The sequence below is a fragment of the Arcticibacter eurypsychrophilus genome, assembly GCF_001730525.1.
In the GTDB taxonomy this organism is placed as follows: Bacteria; Bacteroidota; Bacteroidia; order Sphingobacteriales; family Sphingobacteriaceae; genus Arcticibacter; species Arcticibacter eurypsychrophilus.
On sequence record NZ_MDFN01000006.1, the window covers coordinates 58,891 to 75,158 of the forward strand.

The window sequence follows — 16,268 nt, forward strand, 5'->3', positions numbered from 1 at the left end:
CAAAAATATAAAAATGATAAATATATGAAAGAAGAGAATATATCAGTCTTTGATATGTTTAAAATAGGCGTTGGTCCCTCTAGCTCGCATACACTGGGTCCATGGAAAGCCGGACATATGTTTATAACAAAGCTGGAATCGGCATTTGTATTGGATAAAGTAAAGTCATTTAGGGTTCATTTATATGGATCACTTGCTAAAACCGGCCTTGGACATGGAACTGATATTGCAGTAATGCTAGGCCTTTGCGGTTATGACGCAGAGACGATTAACACCGATCAGATTCCTATACTGATCGAAGAAATCAGAAAAAAACAGTTGCTGCTTATAAATGGCAAACATGTAATTGCATTTTCTGCAGAAAATATTGTTTTTCTATATCGGGAGTCCTTACCATTTCATCCTAACGCTTTAACGTTTATTGCCGATCTTGGAGATGAAGGAGAATTTATAGAAACATACTATTCTATTGGAGGAGGTTTTATAATCAATGAAACCCAAAGAAATAGCGATCAAACTTTAAAGAAATCTCTAAAGTTACCCTATCCTATAAACTACGCATCAGATCTTTTGACACATTGTGAACATACCTCAATGTCTATTTCTGCACTGGTTTTTGAAAATGAAAGATTATGGAAAAATGATTATGCTATCCGAAAGGATCTTCTACATATTTATAAGGTCATGCAGGAATGTATATTCAGAGGCTGCCATACCAATGGTGTATTACCAGGGGGGTTACATGTTCAGCGGAGAGCTGCCCGGATGAATAATGAACTGCTAAAAGGTGAACCCTTCTCAGATTACCCGGAATGGCTTAACGCGATTCAAAAGTCCGGACAAGGCTTTAATTATACGCTCGATTGGGTAAGTTGTTTTGCGTTGGCAGTGAATGAAGTAAATGCCTCATTCGGGCGCGTAGTTACAGCACCTACAAATGGTGCAGCTGGAGTAATACCCGCTGTCCTTCAGTATTATATTACATTTTGCGAGGGTCATACTGAAGATAAAATCATAAACTTTCTTCTTACCGCAGCAGAGATTGGCAGTATTTTCAAAAAGGGCGCCACTATTTCAGCAGCTATGGGAGGATGTCAGGCAGAAATTGGCGTCTCCTCCGCAATGGCTGCCGCCGGCTTAACTGAAGTACTTGGCGGCACCCCTAAACAATGTTTAATGGCAGCAGAGATTGCCATGGAACACCATTTAGGTTTAACTTGTGACCCTATAGCTGGCCTGGTTCAAATCCCGTGTATCGAAAGAAACGCAATGGGTGCCATAAAAGCAATAACCGCTTCTCAACTTGCATTAAGGAGCGACCCTCAACTCGCTATAGTTTCTTTAGATCATGTAGTCAAAACAATGTGGGAGACTGCAATTGATATGAACTCCAAATACAAAGAAACCTCTGAAGGGGGATTAGCTTTAAACATTCCAATAAGCTTAAGCGAATGTTAGCTACTCATGATTACCAAAAGCATAAACAAAATAACCCGCCTCAATTAAAAATACGGAGACGAGTTACCGAAAAGCAATAAAACCTTAATTAATTAAACAGATACCTGATTCCAAGTTGTCCTTGCCAGCAAGAAATTTGATTGAAATCGCTCTTATTTAAATTAACAAAAGGTATCGCATTGATAGCATCCTAACATCCAGCCCCATGTATCTCAGCTGATGAGCCATTATTAAATCCACTAAAGGAATCAAAAGGCACCGTATATTTAGACTGGTATAGCAACCTATCCACTGATTATAGAAACGCTGCGCTCATCTATACCAAATAAGCTTTAAAATAAATAATCCTCAAAGTAGAACTTTACAAAAAGTCATTACTTTGAGGATTTATGCGTTATAAGAGCCTTTATTATCCTGAAGGCACTCTTACACAAATAAGCCTTAGCTCCTTATTTCGCAGGTGTTAAAGGAGTAGCAGGTGCATTAACTGCTTGAGGTTTGTAAATTGCACCAGTAGCGAAATCAACTATCGTAGCCGGTAAGAAAATAATAATATCAGCGATCAATGCTCCTGCCCTAATAGGCCTTGAAGGTTCTCCAGCCGCAGGTTTAGTTTTTTGATATTGATTAACAGGTCCACCAAAAATAGTGGCACATGAACTCATTGAGCTGATTAGCAATACAGCTACCAGCAAATTTGATAAAGTTTTTTTCATAATTGATAATTGAAGTAGTAAAGGCACAACAGACCAGTTTTTTGCTGTTGCCTTTCCTTCAATACGCGGTGAAAGTAGTACTTTATTTGGAATAAAGAAAATTCAATTATTTCAAAAACCGCCTTAAACTACATTTACTTAATTGCCTGTTTAAACATATTAATTAATTGGCTAACAAGACATTTAAGTTTCTATTAAAAGCAGCCTATTCTTTTTTAGCCAAATTCATTATCTCCATATTATCATAAGAAGCCAATGCGTCGTATGACCTCAAACCTATAGTCCCTTTACTAAACTCGTTATCGTTTATTTTCAATACCGGCTCCTGTTCATCATCCAGAAAAACACAGATATCAGGTCCCTTCGCTTCCACCTTTAGCTTGTACTTCTTTTCAGGTTCCACTTTAAGTGATGACGAAGCAAGCAAGACATACTTTTGTTCCGATGACTTACCAATTTCAATCCTGTTTAGAGCAGGATTAATGCCAACGTAGTAACCATTGTATAAATCAGGACCTATTGCCGGCTTTGATACACGAAACACAATCCCAGCATTCCCCTGCTTTCCAGGAGTCATATCAATTTCAAAAACAAAGTCAGCCAGGCTTACAGCACTATTGATCACCTTAGAGCCATGAATCCCTGCCCCCCATGAACCCTTGTTAGAGGCTGCATGCAAGGCACCATCTTGAGTAAACCATCCCCCGCCATACCAAACCCAACCTTCCATATTATTGGCATCAAAGTTTTCAGTAAAGGATTTCTGAACTACAACAGGTCCATTAATTTGAGGAAAATTAGAAATCCTTATATTTTCAGATCCAAATGGAGTCAGCGTAACTTCTTCTATTGGTTCAGTTGAAGTCAACGGTCCATAAGGCACATCAAAAGCAGAAATGCCATTATAAGACATGGTCCAGTCCTTAAGCTTTTGCGCTTTTACCTTTATCTTAACAGGAGTACTTTTTTGCACAAAAGGATTTTCAGGCATTACGCCCTTCTCTACTATAAAAGATTTTTGTACGTTCTTCTTATCGAAAATCAAACCATAGTTCCAATCGTTCACAGGGAAAACTTCATAATCATGAAAACCCTTTACCGGATGATCTTTTATGGACACATATTTTGCATCCATTTGCAGAGCATATACAAGAGGACCACGCTCAATACTCACTGAATTATGCACCTGTGGCGATACTTTTATTTCCATGGGAAAGTTTAAGATCAACTCATCTTTATCATTCCAACGCCGGTTAATCAAAACAATCCGGTTAGATGCCAACCCTTTTTGTGCTTTCCCATTAATGCGGATAGATGGTGTTTTGCACCATGCAGGAATCCGTAGACGCAACGGAAACTCTGCAGACTTCTCTAATGAAATCTTTAATTTAATCTGTTCATTAAACGGATAGTCCGTTTCTTCCACGATTTTTATAGGAACCTGATCTGCAACTACTGCATTTACTTCAACAGGGGCATACGCAATAATAGCCAAACCCTTATCGGGAGTTGCCGCCCAGCTATTTTTTACAAAATAAGGCCAGCCCATGTGCATGTTGTACCTGCAGCAGCCCATACCCGAATAAGGACTCAATAATAATCCTTCGGGATAATCTTCATCAAACCCATTGTGCCCATACTTGCATTGAATCTGGTTAGGCAGCGTATAATACAAATGCTCCTTCAGATCTCTGCTAAACTGAGCAGGCAAAGTATTAAAAGCAATCTTTTCCAGCCGATCCCCTATGGAAGGATCTTCAATTATTCGGGCGGCAGTTTCCAAACTTTGCATCCATTCTACAACCGTACACGTTTCCACCCCTTGAATCTCACTTTTACCCGCCAGGAATTCTGTACCCGATGCGATACCTGAAGACTGACCATGCTCCTTAATTAAATGATCTATTCCTTTTTGAAAGGCCTCTTTGTAAGATTTATCACCGCTGCGCTGATAGTATATCGCAGGAAACTTCAATGCCTGACCCACACTTACCGCATGCTTAGTATGAAAATCATCACCAAAATGGTAAAATAAATTATTCGTATAAATATCTTTCCAGGGATAAGCCTGATCCTTCAGCAAGTCTGCCAGTTTCAACAAATATGCATCACCCGTTTTATTATAGAGCCATAGCACAATTTCAATGTTATCGCCAGTTCTTGATTTACTCCATTCTTTCAAAGGATCCAATGGAAGATTTTCAAGCTGATACTTAAAATATTTACTAAAAAAGGGAATCACCCGCTTGTCACCTGTAGCCTCATAATAGTTTTTTACCGCATACAACATCGGCATCCTTGGCCACCAGTCCTTCATCTTCGAAGGACCAATCAAACCATTAGCCTGCTGATTTTCCAGTGTCCATGTTATCCACTTCTCAGCCTTTAATTTTAAACTGGCATCATCCAATGTATAAGCCAGTGCGACAAGGCCTTTAACGTAATAAGGAACCCTTTCCCAACTATTCCCTGTACCGCCAAGCCAATCCGAATTCGCTCCTAAGTTATCCGCTTCCTGATATAATTCCTCAGCATGACCTGTAAATCCGGCCGCTTGCAACTCAAGCTGTTTTAGCAACCATCCCTTTGCTTTGATACTTCCTAAAGGAAGTTCAGCATAGGTACTACTGACCAAAGGCTGCCGGGAAAAAACATAATCATAGATAGGGGAAGTTTGAGCGCATAACTTACCCGCCGAATTACATATTAATGGCAACAAAATGGCTATTTTTAATATCTTTCTCATGAAGCTATGCGTTTAAATCCTACGTTATTATGCCTTAAATTCAATCTTATTTGTTAATTAGAACTGAAATCCCGGCATCAATGTACTGTCCGCCGCCATCCTGATGACAATGAATAGCAATACTATTTTTAGCACCCGAAACCAGGGCTTTTTTAGCAGCTTCCTCTATTGCAACCATGGTATATCCCGAACTTGCCCCTTTTATATCAGCCGCTTTTACCCCGTTAATATAAACCTCACAAGCATCATCATGATGAATAGAAAGCATCAGGTTGTCAATATTAATCTTAGACAGATCACCTAAGTTAATATCCCGTCTCAACCAGATATCATGCGTATTCCAGATCGTTCCATTAATTGCTCCAGGAGTACCCTCGGTACCAAAGCCACCTTTGCCAGATTGCCAGCCTTTATCATCAAATTTCAATCCATACCATGCTGCTTCTGGTTCTGTAAGCGTAAACTTCCATGTTTTAGCTTCTTTAAAAGAGCTTGAAACGATTTCATCCACGAAGATCTTGTCATGAATCACTTTTTCATTCGATGCCTTTATTTTTTCTACAGCCCCTTTAATGATCTCCCGATCATAAGTCAGCAACCCGTTTAACTCCACTTCAACATCGGTTATTTCCGTATACACCGCAGCACTTAAACCATTATTCGTTTTATAAATAGCTAAATCAGTTGCAAATTGATCATATAAATTGGTATAATCCTGCTCATTATCAATCATGATATAAGTAGGCCCCGATTTCCATATATGACCCGGTTTAATAAATCCGATACCGCCATACTCACCACAGGCCAAAGCTTGAACCTTACTAAACGGAACAGCCGGAGGCGGATAACTATGGATATCCAATACATCTCCCACATCAAAATGACCACCACCACTAGCCTGGTTAATCAGACGGGTAGAATCAAGCGCATAAACCTTTTTTACCAGTCCAGGCGTGTTATGCTGTGCTTGTCCCTCATTGAATATTACCCAACTTACGATGGATGGCGAATTCCAATGCGTTTCAACCAGGCGTTCCAGTTCCGATGCAAATGCAGCGGTATCAACAGGAGGCACTTTTTCAGTATACGAATTCGGCGAAGGCATATCCTGCCAAACCAGCAACCCTAGCTTATCTGCCCAATAGTACCACCTATATGGCTCCACTTTAATATGCTTTCGCACCATGTTGAAGCCGAAATTCTTAATCATCTGCAAATCGTATTTCAATGCAGCATCAGTTGGTGCAGTATACCCACCATCCGGCCAAAAGCCCTGATCCAAAGGACCAATTTGGAAAAGAAACTTATTGTTAAGAAACATCTTCTTGAAGCCATCTTCCGTACCTATGGAGATCTTCCTCATACCAAAGTAGCTTTCAATAGCATCTACTTTTTTTGCTCCTTGCGATAAGGATATCACCAAATCATATAAAAAAGGACTATCCGGCGACCATAGTTTGGCGTTTACGACAGGCACACTAATCTCGGCGTTTGCTTTTCCAGTAATCGTCTGAACCACTTTTCCATTATCCTTCACCTGTATGTTCACATTCAGATTTTGAGCATTCGCACTGCTGCTAACGAAAAGCTTAACTACAGATTTATCTATATCCGGAACAATTTTGATGTTACTGATATTTGTTTTAGGCACTGGTTCTAACCAAACCGTTTGCCAAATACCGGTAACTGAGGTATACATGATTCCCTGAGGCTTAAGAGTTTGCTTTCCGCGCGGGAAGCCACCATTATCAGTAGGGTCAAAAACCCGTACAGCAATATCCTGATCACCAGCACCCTTTAGCGCTTTAGTAATATCATAACTGAAAGGATCATAACCACCTGTATGAATTCCAAAACTTTTGCCGTTAATGAACACCTCAGCTTCATAATCTACCGCTCCAAAGTGCAACAAAACCTGCTCTCCTTTCCAAGTGGCAGGAACTTTAAATTTACGTCTGTACCAAATACTTTCATGGTGTTCCATTACGCCCGAAAGGGCTGATTCTACCGGAAAAGGTACCAGGATGGTACGGGATAAATTCCCTTTAGGCAACGCTTCCGATTTACCTGAAGCCGGTTGAAATTGCCATAAACCATTCAGATTTAGCCAATTGCTTCGAACTAATTGAGGACGCGGATATTCCGCCAAAACTTGCTCCGGATTAACATCCTTTGAAAACTTGCTCATTAATGCCGCTTTTTTCGGTTGCCATTCCTGCGCATGTAAAGCAAGGGGCACTGAAACGATACCAATAAGTATTATTTTTAATAAGTTCATACTCTAGTGTTAAAAAAATGTGTGTTTAGTCTTTATATAGATCGTATCTGAAATTTAAAGATGACCTATTATATACGTTAGTTAATTTATCCTTCTGAAGAATAGGTATTACGGTTTATAATCCCTCTCTTAATCTTACACATCAAAGTAAGCTAAAATCCAATTAAAAAAAATCTCAATAGTTGGTCTATTTGTCTCATTTGGGAATGCGGTATTTTGTCACAACAAAGCACTTGAATGAGATGGCAAAAAATAATTATCTTTGAATACATGAACAAGTATCCAATAGGAATACAGGATTTTGAGAAAATAAGAACCGAAGGTTTTGTGTACATAGATAAAACCAGGCTGATTCATAAACTTATAGATTCTGGAAGCTATTATTTTCTAAGTCGCCCGCGACGTTTTGGAAAATCATTACTCCTGTCTACTATAAAACAGATTTTTACAGGTAATCAGATTTTATTTGAAGGCTTTTGGATTCATGACCAATGGAACTGGACGCAAAAGCATCCCGTAATACACTTAAGATTAAGCAGTATCAATTACCAGAAATTAGGTTTATATAAGGCACTAAACAAGGAAATGGATGTCCAGGCAGCAATACTTGGCGTGTCATTGGTTGAGATCGATTTAAAAGATAAATTTAAGGAGCTGATTGAAAAAACCTCTCAAAATGGCAAAGTTGTTATATTGATTGATGAATACGACAAACCAGTTATAGATTACCTGGATGATATTCCGACCGCTGAAGAAAACCGTTTGATATTTAAGAGCTTTTATTCCGTATTAAAAGATGCGGATGAATATATCAGGTTCCTGCTAATTACTGGAGTGACCAGATTTACGAAGATCAGCATATTTTCAGACCTTAATAATTTGCGTGACATCACCCTTGCACCCGATTTTGGTACAATTGCAGGAATTACACAAGCAGAAGTAGAAAAGAATTTTGCACATGAAATTGCAGAAATGCAGAAAGCTGAGCCTAACATACTGGATAAAATTAAACAATGGTATAATGGCTATTCCTGGAATGGAGTGGATAAAGTGTATAATCCGTTCTCTCTGTTGAATTTCATGACGGATAAAACTTTCAGCAATTACTGGTTTGAAACCGGCACACCGTCCTTCCTTGTCAAACAGATCAAAGATCAGGGCGATTATAATTTTGAAAACATAAAAGTTGGCAAAAGCACATTAGGCAAGTTCGATGTAAAAAATATGCTGTCTATTCCGCTGCTTTTTCAAACCGGCTATTTAACAGTTAAAGCACACAACGCTGAGTTTGATTTATACACACTGGGCTACCCCAATAAAGAGGTAGAACTAAGTTTGCTCGACAATCTGTTAAGTGCTTACCGGGAAGTATATCCTGGAGATTCCGCTGAACTTACCACTGAGTTTGTAATGGCTTTTAGAAATAACGACATCAGTTTAATTTTCACACAGCTAGATGCAATGATTGCTTCTATCCCTTACGATCATTGGAAAGCTGATCATGAATCCATATTCCATATTATAGCGCATTTAACTTTTAAAATTGTTAGTTTGAATGTGCACAGTGAAGTGCATAGTGCTAAAGGAAGAAGTGATATTACTGTATATACAGACCAGTACATCTATGTACTGGAACTGAAATTGGATGACAATGCACAAGTCGCATTGGATCAGATCTTTGAAAGAGGATATTTAAATATGCACCTTGCCGATAAAAGAAAGAAAATAGCTATTGGTGTTAACTTCTCTTCTGAGAAGCGCGCTGTGGATAGTTATGTGGTTAAGGAAGTGGTGTAGAATTACTAAAGTTTCGGGTATTACACTTTGCTCAAATAACTATTTTGCCTCTAAATTTAGCTGATGAGACCGATTAAAAGCTTCCTGCGATACCTTAAAGTAACTAGAAGGTAAGCGTATGATATCTTTCGACAAGCCTTTTTTATAATTTAATATATCAGAAACAAGCCCCTTACTTACTCCTAATATTTCCGCTAAATCCTTAGCTTTCAAATTTTGCTCCTACATTAAACCCGATAGTAATTAAATAGGATCTGCATCAAAGACTAAACAAAGATTCACATTCTTCTTTGCCTAAGTTTTATCAACGGTAAAACTATGATCCCTTATCCCGAAACCCATTTGCCTATCAGATTTACAAAAATATTTCTATCAATATACAAACAATGTTCCATTATTCGTTAACTTTGATTAGTGGACCCAATTAGAGAAATCGTTTTTTATAAAGACCATTTTGATTCCTTTTTTAAAACCTTAAATGATAAAGTAAAGGACAAAATTGACGAAGTGCTTTTTATGATTACAATTCTTGAACGAGTTCCGTCTAAATTCTTTAAGAGCATCGAGGAATAAAAGGGCTTTTTGAAGTTCGAGTAGAGTACGAAAGTAACATTTACAGAATATTCTGTTGTTTAGATAAAGGACGCTTAGTGATACTATTTAATGGATTTCAAAAGAAAACTCAAAAGACACCACCGAAAGAATTACTGAAAGCAGAGAAAATAATGGAGGAGTATCTTAACGAACAAAAAAAGAAGGACAATGGAAACAAAAAATGAAAATATCAAAACATTTTCTCAACATCTGGATAAAAGATACGGAAAGACAGGTTCAGAAATGAGGATTGATTTTGAAATAAGAGCCAAATCCTTTGCAATAGGTGAATTAATTAGAGAAGAGCGTAAATTGGCCAATCTAACACAAGAACAACTTGCAAACAAAATTGGCGCAAAAAAAAGTTTTATATCAAGAATTGAAAACGGACATAGTGACATTCAACTTTCGACATTATATAAACTTATTGAGTTTGGACTTGGAAGAAAAATAAACCTCACCATCCAATAAAAATGCACCTTTTAAATACCTTTTTCACTAGGTATTAAAGAATTGCATGTTAGTAAATTCATCTGCACTACTCCATTTTACCGTAGCACCGGTATAAAAAGCGATGGTTCAATTTACAAAAAGCCATCCTCTTATAAGTTTAAATTTTATGCTTTTACTTACCATCCTACCAAATGATATTTGTAAAAACAGAAAGCAATATGGCAGTTATTCATTCTAATATGATTGCAATATGCTTCCAGAATGAGTCCAGTTTTGGCTAGTTCAAGTCGGACTTAAACTTGATACTTATGTATGTTTTTGTGTTTTCAATTATACTCATTTCAATTGTTATCCTGTTTGATGTAGATTTTGAATCAGTATCACGTTCAAATATTGAGCTAGTTGGACTTAAATATGACGTATAAGAGAAGAGTTAGGAAGATTTGCTGTTACTTTCGCTACTAAGAAACCTAATTGCTTGCTTTGTTTAAACGTATTATAAAACATGGCTTCAATAGATAATAAAGGAATGGTACACGGAACCGCAGGTTCGGTAATTTACCGTGAGTATCGTGGAAAGAACATCATCCAGGGCAAAGCAAAAGCCTTTAAGCAAACCGATAAAACGATCAGGAGTGCTACCGAGTTTGGACTTTCGAGTTCTGCGGCAGCAGTTATCAGGACTGCATTTGAATCGGCTTATTTTTTTAAAGATGGGACAGCAGCTTACATGAGTACGCAAATGGTGTACCGGTCGATATTAAATAATGTGAGTGGTGAGAAAGGGAAAAGGGATCTGCATGATGGGAACCTTTCTTTAATGAACGGCATGGACTTTAATGCAAATAGTAAACTGGATGAAGTTCTGCAAATGAGCCACTCGGTGAGTAAAAACGCGGAAGGTTTGGTGAGTGTAAATCTAGGTTCCTTAAACACCCAAACGGGGATCAAACGGCCTAAAAACGCAAGCGGAGCCTATATGAAACACCGCATAAGGCTAATGTTGGTTGCTTTTAACTTCAGGGAAGAGTACTATGAAAACCTGGGCTTTAAGGATATCGACCTGGAAGGGTATCAAACCATTGATGGACAGGTAATCACCTTTACAGAAGCAGTTCCCAAAGACTGCCTGGTAATGTTGAGCATGTCGCTGATGTTGTACGCAAAGATCAGTCATACGAATGAAAGCATCCTGCTGAACAATAAAGAGTTCAGTCCCTGTGCAATTATTGGCACTTTCCAATCAGAGAGACCATCTGAATATCCTACAAAAGAAGTTGATATGCAACCATCCGCTTATCCGGGCAGGGAAGAAAAGATCTCTGAAATATTTTATAAAGGCAATCTCTTGATGCTGGGATTGGATTCCCGGTTCGGTAAACAGGCACCTGTGAGCATTAACACAATAAAATCAAAGCAGGTGATCCCGGACACTTTGCCAGGAAAGCGGGTATCATTCAAGAAGAACTAAAGTTCTACGGTTAACTTTTACACTTCCAATTTCCATTCTGTGAAACATCTGTTATCTCAGTTTATCCGTTCATCTTTAAGAAACGAGCTATTTTTCAATTATCCAATAAAGAGAAGATGATTACTTATTAAGGGTCGCTAATGTCACTTTTTTTTCTTTGAGCTGTCCAATTAGAAGAATACCCAATGATAACTGATTTATTATAATTTTTATTAGCTATAAAGTGTCGGTTTCAACTAATTATTATTACGGTTTATAGGAAGGTTTAAATTATAATTTATTGTACTCATTAGACTTATGTTCGATTTATAAAACATTATGACTAGGTCTAGCTATTGAAATAGATATTTTATGTATTTAACTTGGTAAATAAATCAAAATTTATGAACTATTTATTCAACTCTTTGAAATTACTTTCACCTGACGGCAATGGTGGCGGTCACACACCTGAACATGAACCCCATATCTCAGAGCATGAGCCTGGACACGAAACACACGATCCGCATTCTCCTAATCATGATCCTAATGGCCCGGTACATGAACCAGGTGAGCATGTTAATGAGGCTGGTAATAATCCGAACGAACACAAACCGGATTAATTTTAGTGATTTGACTTTAGATAACTTATCCATCATGATAAGTTATTTAAAGTCTCTTGATAATAAATCTAATACTCATTTTCATAATGGCTACTTCATCATTTCACTATAAGCATAAGAAAACCCATTTCCTTATATAATACAAGTATCTGCTGTGTTTAATTTTATCTCTACACGAATGGTTAATAAAGGTTGGTTATTAAGGAATTTATCCACATTGAGCTACCTTTTAAATTATAATCGCACAATTAACTAGAAGTGCCTCAATACATTTTAAGTTCCACAATTGTGCTTTTATATATCCCTAATATTGTGCTTAATCTAAACACAATAACGTATGAATTATTTAAAACTCTAAAAATTTGTTGGATTTGACTATACTTGATCGTAGATTATTTTTTTTCTGCCTTTTAATAAAGGCATTGCAAATAAGTTAGTAACACATTGGGAGACCAAATCAATAAAAAGCTATATAAATAGTAACCTGAGCTCCCCCGTATCCTGCGCGCACGAAGTAAGCAGAATACCATCAACTTCCTTCACCAATACGAAGCATCAGGCTTCCTTCTGGCTACATTAAGGAGACACTCAGTGATTTGAAATTGTAAAATTTTTATATGATAACCAAGACAAACCTAGCAATTAGCTGAGGGTTTCTTGGCTAAAGAAAGACACGATACGCATATAAGCATAGCCATAGAAAACAAATGAGACAAAACATATCATGAGGCAATAAAGTCATTGTATAACAAATGGGAAAACCTGGCTATTTTCTTCTTTTAAGAATTCCATCATCAGGTGTACTTTAAAAGTTGCAAATACCTATGAATTTGATATAATCACCGGTTACAATGGCTATGATGTATCGGTTTTATTCATTTAAGATAAAAGATTCCATCGTTTTTGGGATTACAATTCCAAATAGTACTATTTTTTATCTAATACCTGTTTCTGATATTAATTTAAGCCCTTGATCCCTTTTCTGACTCAAACCAAAACGTTAAACTTTTGAGCCCTTATTTTTTAAAACTGCTGTGGTACGTTCGTTTTTTAGTCTGGCATTCTCTTTAAGTCGTTGTAGTCTTCCACTTCTCAAAACGCAAGGCTAATTTATGGGCAAGAACTAAATTTAATACCATTATCACTAATCCGATCAATGTCCATATAACAAGGTCAAAGGAATTCATTACGTTCATAGAAATAAAAGCATCAAAAGTATAAACGCAATACGGCAGACTAAATATAGAAGTAACAATAGAAGGTATATATTTCCTTAGAATAATCCATTGTATAAGGTGCACTATTAAATGAATTGAAAATGCCATAAATGCAGCAAACCATAAAAAATAACTTTGCGCCCAAATCGAAACATAGGTTATAAAAGAAAGAAGAATAAACTCCTCAGCTACAGCTAGGCTAAATGCCGCAGTTGAAAGCTTTTCTAAATGAGGCAAAATACGTTCAGATAGCTTTGGGAATCTAGTTTTGAGCAAAACGCTATTCTCTCTGAGCCATGGCTTAAAAAAGATTATTTCTTCAAAATCATGGAACATAAAAACAATAGGCAAAAGTGACATTAAGAAATATTGTTTCATTTACAACTATAGCTTTTTATTTGTAAATATTCAATCGTTTCACGATTAAATACTGTTATAAAAACAGCATAATTACTTTTTAACAACCGTTATTCTGATATGGTGAGTGATATTTAAATACGGTAGGAAAATAATTATGACAGACAATTGAATATTCAAGGAGACTCCCAAGAAAAAATCCTACAGCGAAGTCGTGGTAATTTTTGTACTTTTCTTTAATTTACCCCAATACTAAATGAAGACAATAATATTTCTATGTGGCCTGTATTCGACTGGTTTTGCAATCTTCCATATTTTATTTTGGAGGTTATTCCATTGGAGAACAGAGTTATAAAAGTTAAGCTTTGCAAACAAAGCAATTGTGCAAATACTAAATACCAGGATAATTTATCTTTTCTTATTTGTTGCTGTTATTGGTTTTATCTATCCTCAAGAATTATTGACCTGTAATCTTGGAAAAGCATTTTTGGCAGGTATTTCTCTATTTTGGCTAGGAAGGACAATTGAGCAATTTATATTTTTAAAAAGGAAAAATAAGTTCGTACATATTTTGACATTAATCTTTATAATTGGAACAATCCTTTTCGCATTACCGTTGTTGTTAATGACTCAAACGAATTAGTTCTGAAACGCGCCAACGCAGATATGCCAAACTTTATCTTTCGCAAACTAGAGCCATGTTATGTTTATTTGAACGGTCGTTTATTAAGGGCAGGCAATTTTTCTACAGCGAAGTCGTGGTACTTTTTCTCCCTTTCTTTAATTTACTTCAATTCTGATATCTTACTAAGCAATAATAAGATGTAAATGCCCGTAGCCGTCCTTCTGCTCGAAGTTTTGGAAGAATCTATCGCCTTTTGTCTCAAAAAAAGATAACAATATCTATATGCTACACTTAATAAAAAGTTCCTTAATAAGAGAAATATACTTGGTACGGAATATATTCACTCTGTAACGGTCATTATAGAGCGACCCTCAAAAGTATGAAAACATCCATATTTTTAGTAATTGTCGCAATTTTAAAAAGAAAGAGCCAAATGAATTAACATTTTGGCTCTTCGATAAATTCTTAAAAATACTTCCTAATTGAATTTTGGCAACATTGAAGTATACTTATCACGGTTAAGATATAAACCTATCCCTGTCAAAATAAATAAGAAAACACTTAAGCCCGGAGCCTTCGCCACGATTAATTCAAACAATAATATATTGACCACTATCGGCATAAGTAATACAAGACCCAATGCCCTGGTTTTGGGAATGAGAAGGAATATGGCACAAATAATTTCTATCGTTTTAACAACTTTTAAGTAACCTGTAGAAAACAAAACACCAAGAAAAGTAGCACTATCTCCAACAGGTGGTGGTAATGGAATAAAATTTAAAAAGCCGTTTAACCCAAAAACTAAAAATATTATGGAAAGAAAATAACAAGGTAAATCTTTAATAATTTTCATATTCTGTACGTTTATCAATAGGTTCTACAAAGTTTCGACATACGAAACATAGTCTTTAGCACTTTGCTCAATTTTTTTCAAATTGGCTTCGTCAGCTGTATGCGGAGCACCAAAAAATGCAAAATAAGGCCGGTAATCCGCTTTTATCCATTCAAAAGTAATTTCAAAAGTGCGGGTAAATTCCTTTAGAGTGTATTTAAATGCTCCTTCTTCAGAGTATGTTTTTTCATCTGCCGAAGTTGTTAATGCCAAAGCAATCTTTTTGCCTTCCAATTTATAGCTACCTGCGCCATAAGCCCAACCATAAGACAAAACTTCATCAAGCCATTTTTTAAATAAAGGCGGACTACTTAGCCAATACACAGGAAATTGGAATACAATTTTTTCGTGTGCCTCAACGAGTTTCTGTTCTGCTTCTACATCAATGTTTCCATCAGGGTAGAGTTCATAGAGGTTATGGACGGTAAATTTTTCAGGATACTTTTTCAATTCGTCAAACCAATGCTTATTGACTATTGACCTGTCCCCTAAATTTGGGTGGATTACAAATACTAATGCCTTCATCTGTTATTCTTTTTTAAATGATGCAGCAAATGTAGAGGGTAACTTATTATTTTGTAGCTTTACAACCAAATGTATGGTACTATCATAGATGTAAGTAATGAGTAAAATAAAAGAAACATCAACTAATTTTGAGAACAAGATTTTTCTCAATGAATGCGACCAAATTTTTGCGGCTAGTCTTATTGCGGGACAATGGACACTTGTAATTTGTTGCCATTTAACAACAGGTAAACTAAGGTTTGGTGAACTGAAAAAACGTATTCCTACCATCACGGAAAGAATGCTGACACTTCAACTAAGAAAAATGGAAGAAGGCGATTTAGTGAAGCGAACCGTTTATGCGGAAGTTCCGCCGAGAGTTGAGTATGAATTGACAAAAAGCGGACAAGAACTTAGTCCTATTCTGAAACAACTTGGAGAATGGGGAAAAAACCACAGAAAAACAAGGAACGCTGAAAAAAGTTGCACTACGCACAAGGTATTGGCGCAATAGCGGCTTCACATTAAGGCCTACTTTTGTGACGATGAAACTTTATTAAA

Annotated in this window: 13 protein-coding genes; 7 read left to right on the forward strand and 6 right to left on the reverse strand. The window is 36.7% G+C overall.

Annotation, left to right across the window (positions count from 1 at the left end; all coding sequences use genetic code 11):
• The first annotated feature begins 24 nt into the window (after positions 1–24).
• Positions 25–1,458, forward strand: coding sequence for an L-serine ammonia-lyase (locus tag BFL47_RS04865; protein WP_069658685.1), 1,434 nt, complete (start codon positions 25–27; stop codon positions 1,456–1,458).
• A gap of 449 nt (positions 1,459–1,907) precedes the next feature.
• Here BFL47_RS04865 and BFL47_RS04870 read toward each other — a convergent pair whose 3' ends face one another.
• The 3 genes from BFL47_RS04870 to BFL47_RS04880 all read right to left on the reverse strand — a co-directional run bounded on the left by BFL47_RS04870 (position 1,908) and on the right by BFL47_RS04880 (position 7,198).
• Positions 1,908–2,174 carry a hypothetical protein gene (locus BFL47_RS04870; protein ID WP_245681305.1) on the reverse strand — a complete coding sequence of 89 codons (267 nt, stop codon included), beginning with the start codon at positions 2,172–2,174 and terminating at the stop codon, positions 1,908–1,910.
• A gap of 205 nt (positions 2,175–2,379) precedes the next feature.
• The gene (locus BFL47_RS04875; protein ID WP_069658686.1) at positions 2,380–4,920 is read right to left on the reverse strand and encodes a beta-L-arabinofuranosidase domain-containing protein; all 2,541 of its coding nucleotides are present in this window, start codon (positions 4,918–4,920) and stop codon (positions 2,380–2,382) included.
• A 46-nt stretch (positions 4,921–4,966) separates the two neighbouring features.
• Positions 4,967–7,198 (reverse strand): glycoside hydrolase family 2 protein, encoded by a 2,232-nt coding sequence (locus BFL47_RS04880; RefSeq protein ID WP_069658687.1) that lies wholly within the window; start codon positions 7,196–7,198, stop codon positions 4,967–4,969.
• 270 nt (positions 7,199–7,468) lie between these two features.
• On the opposite strand from BFL47_RS04880, the gene BFL47_RS04885 reads away from it, so the two are divergent.
• The 5 genes from BFL47_RS04885 to BFL47_RS04905 all read left to right on the forward strand — a co-directional run bounded on the left by BFL47_RS04885 (position 7,469) and on the right by BFL47_RS04905 (position 12,112).
• Positions 7,469–8,995: an ATP-binding protein gene (locus BFL47_RS04885; RefSeq protein ID WP_069658749.1), complete on the forward strand. Its 1,527-nt coding sequence runs from the start codon at positions 7,469–7,471 to the stop codon at positions 8,993–8,995.
• Positions 8,996–9,615: 620 nt separating this feature from the next.
• Complete coding sequence (locus tag BFL47_RS20185; RefSeq protein ID WP_245681308.1) at positions 9,616–9,774, forward strand: type II toxin-antitoxin system RelE/ParE family toxin; 159 nt, start codon at positions 9,616–9,618, stop codon at positions 9,772–9,774.
• Entirely contained in the window at positions 9,758–10,060 is a 303-nt protein-coding gene (locus tag BFL47_RS04895) for a helix-turn-helix domain-containing protein (protein ID WP_069658688.1), read from the forward strand. The genes BFL47_RS20185 and BFL47_RS04895 overlap by 17 nt, the downstream gene beginning before the upstream one ends.
• 487 nt (positions 10,061–10,547) lie before the next feature.
• Positions 10,548–11,513 (forward strand): hypothetical protein, encoded by a 966-nt coding sequence (locus BFL47_RS04900; RefSeq protein WP_069658689.1) that lies wholly within the window; start codon positions 10,548–10,550, stop codon positions 11,511–11,513.
• 404 nt (positions 11,514–11,917) lie between these two features.
• The gene (locus BFL47_RS04905) at positions 11,918–12,112 is read left to right on the forward strand and encodes a hypothetical protein (RefSeq protein WP_139125763.1); all 195 of its coding nucleotides are present in this window, start codon (positions 11,918–11,920) and stop codon (positions 12,110–12,112) included.
• Between the two features lie 1,067 nt (positions 12,113–13,179).
• On the opposite strand, the gene BFL47_RS04910 is transcribed toward BFL47_RS04905, so the two are convergent.
• From BFL47_RS04910 to BFL47_RS04925, 3 genes are all read right to left on the reverse strand, one after another.
• The gene (locus BFL47_RS04910; protein ID WP_069658691.1) at positions 13,180–13,707 is read right to left on the reverse strand and encodes an HXXEE domain-containing protein; all 528 of its coding nucleotides are present in this window, start codon (positions 13,705–13,707) and stop codon (positions 13,180–13,182) included.
• Between the two features lie 1,082 nt (positions 13,708–14,789).
• On the reverse strand, positions 14,790–15,164 hold the full coding sequence (locus tag BFL47_RS04920; protein WP_069658692.1) for a hypothetical protein: 375 nt from the start codon (positions 15,162–15,164) through the stop codon (positions 14,790–14,792).
• A 24-nt stretch (positions 15,165–15,188) separates the two neighbouring features.
• Positions 15,189–15,728: an NAD(P)H-dependent oxidoreductase gene (locus BFL47_RS04925; protein ID WP_069658693.1), complete on the reverse strand. Its 540-nt coding sequence runs from the start codon at positions 15,726–15,728 to the stop codon at positions 15,189–15,191.
• A 97-nt stretch (positions 15,729–15,825) separates the two neighbouring features.
• Between BFL47_RS04925 and BFL47_RS04930 the strand changes: the two genes are divergently transcribed.
• Positions 15,826–16,221, forward strand: coding sequence for a winged helix-turn-helix transcriptional regulator (locus BFL47_RS04930; RefSeq protein WP_069658694.1), 396 nt, complete (start codon positions 15,826–15,828; stop codon positions 16,219–16,221).
• The last annotated feature ends 47 nt before the right edge of the window (positions 16,222–16,268 follow it).